The following is a 13364-nucleotide window of genomic DNA, read 5'->3' as shown; positions in this document are numbered from 1 at the left end:
GCGATTCGACAATGCTGAGTGTGTCATAGAATCATATTATAGGTTAAGGTTTGATTGTTAGCTCGCTACAGAAGTTTCTATCGCGCCAGTAGCTGATATCCTGGCGTTCAGAAAAGTAATGAACGAGTTGGCTTGAGATACCATATTAAAATAGTCGCAGTTGCCGAGGCGGAGGCAGGCTTTCGACCAACGCACTTTCAACATTCGCCTGTTGAGTTGGCGTTAGCCGCGAGATTGGGAACAACTTGGTGAACTGCCTGCGCCATGGATTTTCAGGCATAAGGGGATCGATCATTCTTATCAACTTTCCCTTGTCGACAAGATCGATCGGGACGCCGACGTCGGCCGCGCGGCCAATTTGCTTGTGCACAGCGTGTGTGAAGTGATCAGCAGTGGTGGCTATGATTCCATATCTTCCCCCTTTTAGTAGCAAAGTTCCGAGCAATTTCTGCAATGTTTCGAAGCCCTCAGACGTACCCTTCCGTCGCCGTTTGACTTGAATTAGCCATTCCCGATCTGCTGACTCGACGAAGATGACATCAACACCAAGGTCTCCTGGGCCTCCCACATGAATGACGTCGGCGTCGGCGTAATTCGCTCGAAATATATCGGCCACCAATTTCTCTAGCAATGTCGGGTGAAGGTCGTGCCATCGATCTGGATCACGAATGAGATATTGCGCCAATTCACCGGCGCATTCAGGGGGTATTTTGGAATCGAATGCACGAGTGATGGATGCAGCGACCCCCGACCAGATGTCACCGTGATCCTGCAGAGCATGCCACTGCCAAAAACCACAACGAGGGCAAAGCCAAAGTTCACATAGGCCCACCTCATCAGGCATATTGCCCGAAAGTTCATGCGTTGCTTTCGCGAGGTACGCTGAGCAGTGTGGGCACAGCCTTCGTTTGCGAAACTCGCTTTGAATCCATCGATCGAGGGGAAAACCCATCCCCTCTAATTCAATCGCTTCCGTTACCTCCTCCGAGAAAAGGTCAGTCTCGCACCGCCCACCAACGTGCCACAAACCCTCTATTAGTTCTGCTTCGTCAAGCCCCGGGCCGTACATGCGTCCATCCTTCTCATTTGAGTGCTACCTGGAGTGGCGATTGCATCGAAGCAATCTTGACGTGGCAATGCGAAGTTTGCAGAAGATACGAGTCGGTGCGTATTGCCGCTTCATCTTCTCAGAGATTTATATGGAACCCACAGGTATCATTTTAGAGCGTTCGTATGTCCTACCTGATGATCTCGAAAGCAAAACGGCACACTGGGGTGAGATTCTCTGGAGCCTCCTTAGACGAGAGGCGGCAATCGAGCTTCCGAGAAGCCTGAGAAATTTAGATGAGTTCGACTTCATCAATATCCGTCTCACCAACTATCTCCTATCGCGGTTGATTGTACAGGGGATCGTGGTCTTTCGGAAACATAAGGACTTGGACGATGACACTCTCCAGTCGAAGCTCGAAGACGTCGTTGACGATCTGCTCAATCTATCAGAGCCAACCCGGGATCAGGTCGTCTCCTATGTTCGTTTGATTTGCGAACGGCTCGATACAAATGCCGGCGCGTCGCTTACTAAAAATCAAAACAGACGGATCAAGGCTTTTGCTGGCCAAAAAGGTCATCGATGCTACATTTGCGGGCAGCAACTCACCTATGAAGAGCAGAGCATCAATAACGGAAGTGGAAACGGCGCCGGACACAACGCGCGAGCCTTCGAAGTAGATCACATCTTCCCTCAGTCGAGGGGAGGAGGGCGCGGGACTGACAATCTCGCTGCGAGCTGTAACTCTTGCAACAAAATCAAGGGGCACAGTATCAATTATGCGGACTTCCCGATCGAAAAGGCGTTAACGAAATCAGAGAGTCCAAACAACATCAAAGCTGACGTTGCTTCCGCTGAGATGAAATTTGCTCTTTTGTGGAAACAGAAAGGCGCCTGTGCGCTTTGCGGAGTACACTTTTACGCGCAGGAAGACGAACAACTTCATATTTTTAAGAAAAACACGCGCGACACTTACCACTTTCTCAATACGCAGATCGTCTGCGTTAGATGCGTCGAAGAACACGATTTGGATGGAGTACTCGTTCGTGAATAGCTATGAAGCTTTTTTTGTCGACCAGCAGCCAGGGGGGAGCGTTCCGTTTCTGGTCTTTGTAGCAAATCCTAAGGACATCATCCGTTGGGCGCACGCTGACGATATCAAGATCGACAGCGGGAATGTGCAACGCGCACTGGTTGAATCCAGGTTGAAGCAGATTACTAAATTCTTCAAGGCATCCCCCAACAACGTGATACCGACTGGAGTGACAATCGCGCTTGATGAGACCGTTGCCAAAGTGGACACTCTGGAGGAGATGAAAGCGGACGCCGCATGCTTTCACATGTCGGCACCGGTTGATGGGATGGTTCGGATAACATTTTCCGATGCAGTCAAAGAGTCGTCGTTCATTATCGATGGTCAGCATAGACTTCGGGGAATGGCTCTCCTTGACTTCAATGCTCCGATTCCGGTTTCTCTTTTTGTTCAGATGCCGAAGTTGGAACGCGCATTCCAGTTCGTTACGATCAACAATAAGGCTCACAAGGTTCCGACAGACAACCTGCGGGCACTGGTTGCGAATTTCGATCAGATTGAGTCGACCCTTCGCACGCGGCTTACGCAAGCCTCGGTAACGGTGCCGAAGTTCGCGACCGCTATTGACGTTGTGTCCGAGAATACTGATAGCCCATTTTATCGCATGATCGATTGGGTGAACAACCGGCACACAGATGGTCCAGCGCCAAGCCTGCCTCCGAGTGCCGTCGAGCAATCAATACGCGCGATAGTGCGCGCTTTTCCGGAGGCGAAGGAGGACGAGAGCGATGCGCTATCTGTCCTGTATGCGATCTGGACGGCGGTTTTTGGTGAATATCAGATCGACTACAAAAACGCCGCTCAGTTTCCAAACCTTGTATTAAAGGCAAGCATTCAAACGCTCACTGAAATGATCGTCGAAAAGTTGAAATCCGACTATGATCCCGTTTTTTCGGATGCGCCTGTGATGGGCGATAACGGCTTGACCGCGGGCAAGAAAGCGAAAGATCTTATCAAAGGAATCCCTGCGGATTTTTGGACTGATCCTTGGTCCCTGAAAAGTCTGGACACGTCAGCAGGCCGCGAACTGATAGAACGCGACATTCGTACGCTTAAGATCAAGTTGCACGAAAAGGTGACCGATTGGCCTCAGATCAAAAGCTATCTCAACCTTTACAAAACGAGCGACCTGGAGTGATGTATTGGTCAGAACTGGCTGAGCGCGATAGATTGATGTTTGAAGCGGCGAGCTAGGTCATGCGGGCGATATTCCGAAATGCGAGGATTTGACGGCAAGATCGACGAAAGCGTCGACATGTTCCCGGCAGGTTGGCCACGACGGACGACGAATATGTTCTTTGCTGGACCCGGAAGTGATCTTCGTTTGCCCGCTCTAATTGATGAGCGGGTATTCCTGCGATCGATCGCACCTTAAGGAATGGTGGTTTCGGGCATCCAGGGCTCGAATGCGGGAAAGCCTAAAATTGCTGCCGACCGACTATTTCGGCATCTCTGCCATTTTTTCCTCCATATCAGCCAGAACAGTTCGAGCGAGTTCGACAAACTCTTCCTGATCATTCGCGTGAGATTTGGACAGTGCCTCTTTCAAAGCGCCGATGGCCTGCTCGACTTTTACGTGATCGTTCGAGAGGTGGCCGAGCATGAAGGCGTGCTGTGCGTCCGCCAATTCAAAAAGAACGCGCCAAGACGTGTTCCGATATGCGGCAAGCCGAGGTTGAAGCTGTCCACTCGCTAAGGTGATAACTCGAGAAGCGGCGGGATGGCGCCCCAAATAAAGATGCAGCACGACGCTCGCTTGCGTATCCAAGGTGCGCAGCACAAGTTCCGCATCGATAACACGGTCAGCGAAGTCAGCAACCTCAGAGAGGCGCGTAATCGTCTTTTCGACGATGACGACATCGACATCGTGACCTTCCCCCAGCATTTCCGCAATTATGGTACCGGAGTGCGCACACGCGTTCGCCCAGTCTTGAGGTGAACTTTCACGCGTGAGGACCGAAAGTGCGAGTTCCAGTCTTCTTAGAGCTGCCTGCGCATATCGGCGACTGGCGGGATGTCGGAATTTCCAAAACGCCCGTCCGTAGTTGGCGGCAATATTAAACTGGGTGCGAGCCCAATCTACAGGGCTAAGCGAGCGGCTACGGACTGCCAATGCCTTCCTATATGCTGCCATGGCGCGCCGAAAAGCGTCTCGATCCAGATCCGGAATACCGACGACAGCAAGCTCGGCGTAATCATTCCCGAGGCTATCATAAGTGTTTCCAAGCTGGCCCTGCGATAATTCCTCTTCATTGCTTAGAACCTCGAGGCGATGGAAAATTGCGCTTTCCAATGCTACTCGGGGATCCGCAGCGGCGGCCGAAGACCGCCGGTAAGCCGTCGCAAGATTAATTTCAATGTTTGTCAGTTCTGAACTGCCGGCTGACTTAGCGATTTGGGCCGCCCGTAAAAGGAGCGCGATCGCCTCTTGGTTCAAGCTTTCCGCGGTTTCTTTCTCGTAAGCGTGACGGACCGCATGATTCAGAATAGCTCCTAAGTTGTTGGCGAGTGAGAGCCAAAGTTCTTTATGTTTCTCTTCATCCAGCAGAAGCAGCGCCTCTCGCGAGAGATTTAGCGCATAGCGTATCATCTCGTTCGCCTCTGGTGCCGCCGCACGCTCACAGGCAAGCCCGAATGTCGCAGTTAGATCCGTGATGGATGTGAACCAAGCAAACGACTTTGGTGGCGCAGACTGTACGCGCTCTGAGAGAATTGCCAGCGCCTTGCGAAATCCTGCCATGCCACCGTTCAATCTCGATTGTTCGGTCAGGGCATCCGCCTGCGCGGCCAGCAGTGAGAAAGACCACTGCTTATCGAACGCTCGAGCGACTGCTGCGCTGGTCGCGAAGTGTTCAGCGGCGGTTTCGTATCGAAATCTTGCCGCAGCAAGTGATCCACGCATCGCAAATAGCTGTGCCGTCTGGGCAAGTATGGCTTCACGACCGACCGCCCCGGTTTCAGCGAGAGTTTCGAGCGCTTCGTCAGCGGCATCGAAGTCGCCATTTTTCACTGCGTCGAGAACCGGTTCGAACCGTTTGTCGTCATCTGGATCATCCGCCATCCGGTCTGCCAGATTGGCCTGAAGGGTCCGCAGTTCGCCCGCCTTGCGAAGCAGAAGCGGCATCGGGTCGTCTATCGTCGCATCGAATTCGGAGAAAGCGTTGAGTAGGGCCGCGACTTGCTCTTTATTCAGGCCCCCACTTTTCTCGGACGAGTTCAGAAGCCCGAGTATATCGTCTAGCTTTAATCCAAGGCCTGCGAGGATTCTATCGCGACGAACGGACGTTGTCGCGACTACATTCTCCGTCAGAACCTCGATCGCAACACGTTTGGCACTGACTGTCGGGCCTTCGGAACCCGGGGATGTGACGGCGTAAAGGTGGCGCTCTGGAGATGTGACATGCAGTGACGACGCTCGCGCGATTAGCCCTACAAGGGCGTCCCTGAGCGAATTGAGTTCCTCTGCTGTGCGATTCTTGTGCGCCTCGATACGCGCAAGGTGTTCGTTGGAAAGCGTGGCGTCAATCTCGCCGCGCGACGGCCCGACAACCAAGTGAACTTTACGCAGCGTGTCGAAAACGTGTTGAGGCGAGGCACGAAACTGATCCGCTAGACGACCGACGACGTCATAAAATGGCGGTGTAACGGCTGAAAGTTCGGAGGATTGTTTCACCGCAGCTAAGAGGGCAATAGGGCTGCGCGAAATACGGCTGCGGTCTTTCGAGTTGATCGGTGCTTGAAACTCAGCATTTGAAACAAAATGCAGGTCAGCGAGCGTCTCACCCATGAATTGTGTGAGGGCCACAAATCGTCCTAGGGCAGCGATAAAGTCTGGGCTCGATGTTGTCCACGCGCCCGACTCGGGCCGTCGGGTTTTGATCTGCCATCCATCGAACTTCCCGTCACTTCGTTCAGCAAGGATGTCTTCGTGATGCTCGCACCAGATGGCCTGATAATCGCGCTCACGGCGACAGGCAGAAGCGAGCAGAATAACGGCATAGGAGTGCTGGTATCGGTAATTGCGAGCAGTTTGATCCCCGACATCACGCACATTTTGAGGCGTTGGAGGTGTGCTCGGTCTGGAACTAATCGGTGTCTCCAATTCCGAAATTCCCATTTACTCTCTGTTGTATCATCAGGCACAATCACGACTTGAAGGCAACGTGGCATGGAGTCCGTCAATCAGCATCAGCATCAGCATGAAACGCGGTTGCTCAAGCGGGCATAAGTCCTAAGCGTCTGTCGCGATTGCGGATCCAGAACAGTACCGGCAGCGTGGCGACGACCATAATCAGCTTGCCAACAACTTGCCCGGCCAGGAAATCGAGTGAGCCAAAGGCTAGCCAGAGGAACATCACGCTGTCGACGATGAGACCGGCGATGCTGCTCGCAAACGCTGCTTTGACGAGACCCTTTCTCTGCAGGGGCGTGAAGACGAGGAGGTCCGCGAGCTCCGACGTCAGAAACGCGGTCGCCGATGCGAGCGCGAGAGCGGGGGGCGTGAATGTCGTGGACAGGAAGGCGCCTACGATGATGGCTCCGATCGCCCACCAGAGTCCGAGGCGACGCTGGACCAGGTCACGAAGGACGAGAGCCAAGCCGACAAGCAACACCCCACTTGGCGCGGTAAGCCCGGGACCGACCGGTATAAGGCAGGGGCCGTTCGGCACGCAGACTGTACCAACATTGCCGATCATGTAGTTGGCAAGGGGAATGCAGGCGGCGAAGCCAGCCAGAACGATCCCGCCCTCAATCCATCGCCTGTTTCGCATGTTCACCCCGCTCTCCATCTTGCACCTCTTCAGCAACGAATTTCTCATAGCCCTTCGCCCGCAATTCGCAGGCGGGGCATGTGCCGCAGCCGTATCCCCATTCATGAAACTCGCCGCGCTCGCCGAGATAGCAGGTGTGGCTGTCCTTCACGATGACATCGACCAATGCTCGGCCGCCTAGATCCTTGGCCAATTGCCAGGTCGCAGCCTTGTCGATCCACATGAGCGGCGTGTCCAGGACAAACCGCTTTTCCATTCCGATGTTGAGCGCTACCTGCAGGGCCTTGATCGTATCGTCACGACAGTCGGGGTAGCCGGAATAATCGGTCTCGCACATACCGCCGACGATGTGCTTCAAGCCACGGCGATAGGCTAGGGCCGCTGCGAATGTCAGGAAAATCAAGTTGCGGCCGGGCACAAATGTGTTCGGCAGGCCAGATTCCGCCATCTCGATTTGCATGCCGCTCGTCAGCGCAGTGTCGGAGATCTCGCCGAGGGCGGCGAGCGAAATCGTATGATCGTCTCCCAGACGATCCGCCCAGATCGGATTGAGTGCGCGCATCTGAGTGCGCAATGTGTCACGGCACTCGAGTTCAATCCTATGGCGCTGACCGTAATCGAAGCCGACCGTCTCAACGCGTTTAAATCGATCGAGCGCCCAGGCGAGGCAGGTCGTAGAATCTTGCCCCCCCGAAAACAGCACCAGTGCAGTTGCCGACATTGCACGCTCCCCGTTATTCGCCTTCATACTCTGCCCAGCAGGACGGTGTTTCAAACACCTTGACGGAGTTCAACTCCTCAAGCAGCGGCTTGACCTTTTGCCAGATCCAGACCGCGATGTTCTCAGCGGTCGGGTTTGCGAGGCCGTCGATATCGTTGAGTGTATGATGATCGAGGCTTTCGAGAACCGGGCCGAAGACTTTCTCCACATCAAAGAAGTCGATTACGAAGCCGGTTTTGGGATCGACAGTGCCTTTCAGTTGAAGTTCAACGCGGTACGAATGTCCGTGCATCCGGTGGCACTTATGCGTCGAAGGCACGTTCGGAAGTCGGTGAGCCGCTTCGAATGTGAATGCTTGCGTGATTTTCATGGGATCCCGATCATCTTGTGTGTCTGTAGGCTGAGGCGCCAGCGAGGGTTCTCAAGGCAGAAGGCCGTCACCGCGGCGATGTTTTCGCTCTGAGCCGGTCCGTCCATTGGTTGAAGGAAATAGTGCTCGAAAGCGACATCGGGCAGATCGTCGGGAAGCAAGTCCGCTTGCGGGTAAACAAGCTTGAGTTCGCTTCCCGATCTCAGATTGAACGGCGCCCCGGCTTTCGGACTGACGCAAATCCAATCAATTCCCTCCGGCGGTTCGATCGTCCCGTTCGTCTCGATGGCGATCTCGAACCCGAACTCATGAACAGCGGCGATCAGCGCTGCATCGATCTGCAGAAGCGGTTCGCCGCCGGTGAAGACGACGTACCTTCTGGTTTCACCGCTTCCCCAAGTCCGGGCAATCGCGGCCGCTAGGTCCGCTGCATCACGAAACTTGCCACCGCCATCGCCATCTGTACCGATGAAATCCGTGTCGCAGAACTGGCAGACCGCCTTATGGCGGTCCTCTTCACGGCCCGACCAGAGGTTACAGCCGGCGAAACGACAAAACACCGCCGCCCTGCCTGCCTGGGCACCTTCGCCTTGGAGCGTCTTGAAGAGTTCCTTAACCGCGTAGCTCATTAAAGACCCGCAATTTTCTGACGCGGTTCCTCTGCACTTGCTTGGTCCTCACTGCGCCGACGTCGGACGTCGGCACGAACTATGCCGACGAGATACTGCGCAAGCGTCACGATATCGCGGTTGACGTTCTGCACCGACTTCCAGTGGCGCTTGTCGTTTTCCGCAAAATTCCATTCCCCGGATGTCCAGGCGGTGTTGTCGACCAGGCAGGCGAGGCCCTTAGCGAAATCATCAAACGTCCGTGCGCCGTCGAGGAGTACCAGAATTTCCATCACATAGCCGAGCGCCATGATGCCCGCTCCATGGACAAGCCGGGACGTCTTCGGCGTGTGGTTCCTCCATTCGTCCTTGAAGATGTATTGAACGGCCTTGTAAAAATCGCTGATCAGCTTGAAGCAGAGGTCGGCGCCATCAGGTTCGCGGATCATTTCGCGCATGACGCCGTCGCTCAGCGAATTGATGATGACTCGCTGGATTGCCGTATCCCGGATCAGACCACTCGGATTGGTGTGCTGGTAGACCTGACCCTTGAGCGAGGAGTTTTCGTCGTAGTTCAAGCGCGCGGCGATATCGGCGGCGACCGAACGGTCGCCGAGCCTGCGCGGAAGGCCGGTAACGGTCGGCAGCAGTTCATAAATCAATGACTTTGGAAGCGGCCGCGTGTTGTTGATCAGCACGAATTGACGCCGGAGTTCCTCGTCGTCGCGGCAGATAATCGCCGAGACGAAGACCTGAAAGTCCTTCTCATAGACCTGGCCAAGCGCTGTCAATCGCTGCTGGCCGTCTACCACCATTCCCGGAGCCCCCGCCGCAATGTCGATTTCGACCATGCATCGGCCGTCGCCACCTTCGTCGCTGATCTCAACATTGTTCGTGAAGGCAACGACGATCGGGTTTGGGAGGATCGCCTCCGGCTTTTCCAGATAGTCGCGGATTTCCCGGATATGGCCAGCGATCTGCGGACGCTGAAACCCGCTTAATCCGCCCTCGGCATCGCGCGCGACCCGCTCGATGACGGCAAATTTCTGCAGGTCAGACGCTAGCGCTGCAAATGAAAGGACTTTGTGCGCTTCGCTCTGTCTGGCTCTGATCGCTGGAAATTTGAGTATCGTCATTTCGCCCACTGTTACTAGGGAGTTGGTCAACAAGGGCGTTGTAGACGCCCAGATTATGTATGCCGCGCCGCTTGTTCCGGTTGCTTGCGCGGAAGATCACGACTTCAATCGAAAGAGAAGAGCAGATCGGGCATGTGCAACGTTTCCAAGGCTTGTCGCTCAGTGTCCGTTTGTATCTGTCTCTCAGATCCTTGACAGCTTTTGCACCTGGCAACTCGCCAATTGTTTCGCCCATGACGGCGGGCGTCGCGTACTCGAGTACCGTGTCGAGGGTTTCCTCGAGTTCAGCATCACCTCGGTCATAAGACCTCAGAGCGGCCAGCGCGCTCTTTTCCATCGCAACCAGTTGCTCCTGGTTGAGAGCGCCGCGCTTGGCAAGTCGCATCAGTTTGGGGTTTTCGAGCGCCTGTGGTACCCGGATCGCAGTGTAATAGTCGAGTTTGCCTGTCTTGCTTGGCAGGTAATAATTTGATTTGGCGTCCTTGAAGGCGCGGATCAAAGGTGATGTTGTGTCGAAGCTCGTGATGTTGAAGGAACCGAACGTGTCGATATCGTCAGCCTTGGCAAAGCCCAGGATATGCAGACGTGTGTTTCCCGGAATGACGTCACGGATCGCCGCAAGGCAGGCTTTTATCTGCGAGGCCTTCAACGGCACTGTACCACCAAGCGCCAGGTAATCGTAGCCCATCGCGACAAGGCGACGTGCGCCTTCTGCCATGCTTCCAGGCGACCACCCCTGAATGACGCCCATGGGCGTGAACCGGTTTGACATATGCTGGGCCGAAGTCCGGAAGGCCGATGCGTTCTCAAGCGTGATTTCGAAGCGCCGGCGCGCTTCTTCCGTGCCGCCCTCGAAACCCTTCAGGCTTTCATCGAAATCGAAAATGATATGGTCGACGGAGCAGCCGTGGGTGAAGCGCGCATCGTCGTAGAATTCCGCGGTGTCATCGGGCGTATAAGGCGGCCTGTCTTCCTTATGGTAGGTGAAGGCGCCGCAATCGCCAAATATCGGCAGATGCTCGAATTGCGGCTTATCCAGGCGAAGGAACTCGCGTGCTCCAACTCGACGGAAGCGCATGGCCTGGGCCTCGGTGTATTTTCCTCCGACAGCAGCGCCGCCGACAATGCCGCGGGAAACCAGCATTCCTTTGTAGGGCGCATAGCCCATGATCTCGTGCGGATACGCATCGTCCCAGTAGGGCGTCCGTCCCTCGGAGTAACGATCTCTGATGAAATCGTAGCCGGGATCGACGTGATCGAGACTGTCGGCAAAAATAAACTTCATCGTAACGGTCTCGATAGCTTGCGGTCGAGTTGCATGAGATGATCGGCAAGCAGTCGATTATGCTGCGGCGTGCCCTGGATTTCATTCCATGACAGGCCAAGGCCTTCCCATGTCCCTTCTGTCCAGGCACAACGTGGGGCGATCCGTTGTAGTGCTTCTCTAACTTCGATTTCGGGCGTGGCGGAACTGTCCGCGCGAAGCATGACCTGGTCCATCAAAGAGCCCATTGCTTTGATGCCCGCCGAATGCATTAGGCGGCTTTCAGTCGGTTGCTTGCCCCAAGCATCCGGAAATACGTCGCGAACGGCGGACCAATAGAGGACGAGCGCGTCGAACATCGAATCGGGATTGTTGCCGTCTGCCGCTAGATACTGGCTCAGCGCGCCGTATGGCCCCTTTAGGTTCTTCTTGATCGCGTCGATCAACGCGGTATCGTTGACGACGCTATTGTCATTGCTAGTATCGGAGGCGCGGCGTATCAGACGATAAAACGGTGATTTCTGCTGGCGGTTCAGAAGATTGCAGAGTTCGCTCGGAAGGCGGTTTGCCGCAAGATCTCTCGGCAATAGCGAGCCGACTTCCGGAAGGAGTTCATTGATCAGCCTGACGTCGAGAGCCCTGACCTTATTGACCAAAATGAACTGTTCACGATGAACCTGCACGTCCTGGGAGACGAAGCCGACGACGGGTACAGGAAAACGGCTGTCTTTGGCTTTCGCGAGCGCAAGGGAGCGTTGCTGACCGTCCACAATCCAGGCCGCACGGTGGCCATCCTTGCCGATGGGAATGTTCAGCGTTCCCGATTGCCCTACTTCGGTAAGGCCCTTCGGTTTTGGCCCGCGCGAAACGTCGAATGTCACGTCGGAGGACAGAGCGAGCGTGATGGCGTTCGGGAAGAGAACCGGGCCGCTATCCAGAAATTCGACGATAGCATTCACGTGGCTGCGTATTTCTTTTCGCTGAAAGCCCTTGAGATCCTTCTCATCACGGTGAATGCGGCTGATGTCGGCGATCCGTGTCAGGTCCGAGCCGTGAAGAAAGAAGGCGTAGACATCGATGCCATCACCCTGCTGGGTTTTGACCGCCCGAACCATGAGATTGTTTTTTTCCTCGCTCACGGAGCCTGCTCCTCTCGGATCTCGGCCGCGAGTTTTGCGAAACGCTTTTGCTCGCAAGCGACATTCAGCTCATCTCGCAGTATTCGCAGAAGCCGGGTTGAGCGTCCGCCCGCACTCGCCCAACGGGCACGAACGATCGATTTGAGATCTGCATCGGACATCCGCACACCGGCCTTGGCGACGGGACGCCTCCATGTGGACATCTCTGCTTCTGCGAGGCTTCGGTGGTCGTCGGTAGAAGCGGTCGGGGCCTTTGCGAGCACTTCTTCAGCGAAATGGCGTGCTGCACGGGAAGCGAAATCTGCTTTTGTCCCCGGTAGCGGGCTGTCAGGCCCATCAAAACGATCGTCATAGGGAAGCCGAAAGGCTTCAAGGCGCGGGTCCAAATCTGGAACGTCACGGCCTCCGACAATCCTCAGCTTGTTGCAGAGGTCATCCGAAAGAAGCGCCAAGGTCGGTGCGATCATTCGCAGATAGGGAGACGGAAGACCGATAATGACAATTGGGCTTGCCTTTTTGATCACCTGAAGAAGCGGATCAGGGCCGCCTAGCGCTCCCCACCAATCCGCCTCAGAGCACTCGCCATTAAGTTTGCTCAAAACGCAGTCGGCCGTCCCTTTTGAGACGGTGAGGTTGTAGGATGGCACATTGACATCGCCGGGAACGAGGCCAAGACCGGCTGATACGATGTGAAGTTCAGCCTGGATATTTTGAGCTGCCTTGACAGCCTCGGAGAAGGATCGGCCGCAATAGAGGTCCTTCGCTGGGCAGGTAGTCGCCGCCTGGCTCAGGCGATCGGCCCATGTTCCCGCCACGTCGGAAAGCTTACCCTCAGGTAGATGTCTCGCGCAGAGCAATGGGTTGTGGGAAACCCGCTTTCTCTGAGTGCAGGCTGTGAGGATCGCGGTCATATTGGTTGTCTCTTTGGTCGAAAACGGGTTACTGGAGCAACCAAATTTTAAGCACTAAATAACTGCACGGAGGCGTTTCGGTCAATACAGAAACTGCAGATCTCGGCGCGGAATCCCCAAATAACTGCAGTCTACGATGCTAATGGTACGCAGTTGTTTTTACTCTTACCAGTTGCCGACTTTGGCCTAATTTATCGGAGCAAGAATGGTGTTTGATGCGGTCGGAAAGGCCGTCACGGCTGCATGCATAACGCTCCAATGGACGATAGCGACAAGGGCGGCCTCTTGCTGCCGCTGGCTTT

Annotated in this window: 12 protein-coding genes; 2 read left to right on the top strand and 10 right to left on the bottom strand. The window is 55.0% G+C overall.

Features of this window, described 5'->3' with window-relative positions; genetic code table 11:
• Nucleotides 1–145: 145 nt before the first annotated feature.
• Complete coding sequence (locus ACN9MO_RS13805; RefSeq protein ID WP_425985264.1) at nt 146–1069, bottom strand: restriction endonuclease; 924 nt, start codon at nt 1067–1069, stop codon at nt 146–148.
• A 130-nt stretch (nt 1070–1199) separates the two neighbouring features.
• On the opposite strand from ACN9MO_RS13805, the gene ACN9MO_RS13800 reads away from it, so the two are divergent.
• Nucleotides 1200–2102 carry an HNH endonuclease gene (locus ACN9MO_RS13800; protein WP_425985261.1) on the top strand — a complete coding sequence of 301 codons (903 nt, stop codon included), beginning with the start codon at nt 1200–1202 and terminating at the stop codon, nt 2100–2102.
• Complete coding sequence (locus tag ACN9MO_RS13795) at nt 2095–3279, top strand: DGQHR domain-containing protein (RefSeq protein ID WP_425985259.1); 1185 nt, start codon at nt 2095–2097, stop codon at nt 3277–3279. The genes ACN9MO_RS13800 and ACN9MO_RS13795 overlap by 8 nt, the downstream gene beginning before the upstream one ends.
• Nucleotides 3280–3579: 300 nt before the next feature.
• Here the strand turns inward: ACN9MO_RS13795 and ACN9MO_RS13790 are convergent, their stop codons facing one another.
• From ACN9MO_RS13790 to ACN9MO_RS13750, 9 genes are all read right to left on the bottom strand, one after another.
• Entirely contained in the window at nt 3580–6258 is a 2679-nt protein-coding gene (locus tag ACN9MO_RS13790) for a dsDNA nuclease domain-containing protein (RefSeq protein ID WP_425985256.1), read from the bottom strand.
• 97 nt (nt 6259–6355) lie between these two features.
• A complete protein-coding gene (locus ACN9MO_RS13785) occupies nt 6356–6913 on the bottom strand; it encodes a VUT family protein (RefSeq protein ID WP_425987123.1) in 558 nt (185 codons plus the stop codon).
• A complete protein-coding gene (gene queC, locus ACN9MO_RS13780; RefSeq protein WP_425985253.1) occupies nt 6891–7661 on the bottom strand; it encodes a 7-cyano-7-deazaguanine synthase QueC in 771 nt (256 codons plus the stop codon). Before queC ends, ACN9MO_RS13785 begins: the two co-directional genes overlap by 23 nt.
• Nucleotides 7648–8004, bottom strand: a complete 357-nt coding sequence (queD, locus tag ACN9MO_RS13775; RefSeq protein WP_425985250.1) for a 6-carboxytetrahydropterin synthase QueD — start codon at nt 8002–8004, stop codon at nt 7648–7650. Before queD ends, queC begins: the two co-directional genes overlap by 14 nt.
• Nucleotides 8001–8633, bottom strand: a complete 633-nt coding sequence (queE, locus tag ACN9MO_RS13770; RefSeq protein WP_425985247.1) for a 7-carboxy-7-deazaguanine synthase — start codon at nt 8631–8633, stop codon at nt 8001–8003. Before queE ends, queD begins: the two co-directional genes overlap by 4 nt.
• A complete protein-coding gene (gene dbpB / locus ACN9MO_RS13765; protein ID WP_425985244.1) occupies nt 8633–9748 on the bottom strand; it encodes a DGQHR domain-containing protein DpdB in 1116 nt (371 codons plus the stop codon). The genes queE and dbpB (ACN9MO_RS13765) overlap by 1 nt, the downstream gene beginning before the upstream one ends.
• Entirely contained in the window at nt 9666–11033 is a 1368-nt protein-coding gene (gene dpdA, locus ACN9MO_RS13760) for a tRNA-guanine transglycosylase DpdA (protein WP_425985241.1), read from the bottom strand. The genes dbpB (ACN9MO_RS13765) and dpdA overlap by 83 nt, the downstream gene beginning before the upstream one ends.
• The gene (gene dbpB / locus ACN9MO_RS13755; RefSeq protein ID WP_425985238.1) at nt 11030–12151 is read right to left on the bottom strand and encodes a DGQHR domain-containing protein DpdB; all 1122 of its coding nucleotides are present in this window, start codon (nt 12149–12151) and stop codon (nt 11030–11032) included. The genes dpdA and dbpB (ACN9MO_RS13755) overlap by 4 nt, the downstream gene beginning before the upstream one ends.
• The gene (locus ACN9MO_RS13750; protein ID WP_425985235.1) at nt 12148–13062 is read right to left on the bottom strand and encodes a DUF6884 domain-containing protein; all 915 of its coding nucleotides are present in this window, start codon (nt 13060–13062) and stop codon (nt 12148–12150) included. Before ACN9MO_RS13750 ends, dbpB (ACN9MO_RS13755) begins: the two co-directional genes overlap by 4 nt.
• Nucleotides 13063–13364 lie beyond the last annotated feature (302 nt).

Origin of the sequence: Ensifer sp. R-19 (assembly GCF_049905105.1) — a bacterium.
Lineage (GTDB): Bacteria > Pseudomonadota > Alphaproteobacteria > Rhizobiales > Rhizobiaceae > Ensifer.
This window is presented reverse-complemented; position numbering and strand designations above follow the sequence as displayed.

Coding starts and splice junctions, on each gene's coding strand:
- ACN9MO_RS13805 (WP_425985264.1), bottom strand. CDS start 1,069: ATGTACGGCCCGGGGCTTGACGAAGCAGAACTAATAGAGGGTTTGTGG.
- ACN9MO_RS13800 (WP_425985261.1), top strand. CDS start 1,200: ATGGAACCCACAGGTATCATTTTAGAGCGTTCGTATGTCCTACCTGAT.
- ACN9MO_RS13790 (WP_425985256.1), bottom strand. CDS start 6,258: ATGGGAATTTCGGAATTGGAGACACCGATTAGTTCCAGACCGAGCACA.
- ACN9MO_RS13785 (WP_425987123.1), bottom strand. CDS start 6,913: ATGCGAAACAGGCGATGGATTGAGGGCGGGATCGTTCTGGCTGGCTTC.
- queC (WP_425985253.1), bottom strand. CDS start 7,661: ATGAAGGCGAATAACGGGGAGCGTGCAATGTCGGCAACTGCACTGGTG.
- queD (WP_425985250.1), bottom strand. CDS start 8,004: ATGAAAATCACGCAAGCATTCACATTCGAAGCGGCTCACCGACTTCCG.
- queE (WP_425985247.1), bottom strand. CDS start 8,633: ATGAGCTACGCGGTTAAGGAACTCTTCAAGACGCTCCAAGGCGAAGGT.
- dbpB (WP_425985244.1), bottom strand. CDS start 9,748: ATGACGATACTCAAATTTCCAGCGATCAGAGCCAGACAGAGCGAAGCG.
- dpdA (WP_425985241.1), bottom strand. CDS start 11,033: ATGAAGTTTATTTTTGCCGACAGTCTCGATCACGTCGATCCCGGCTAC.
- ACN9MO_RS13750 (WP_425985235.1), bottom strand. CDS start 13,062: ATGACCGCGATCCTCACAGCCTGCACTCAGAGAAAGCGGGTTTCCCAC.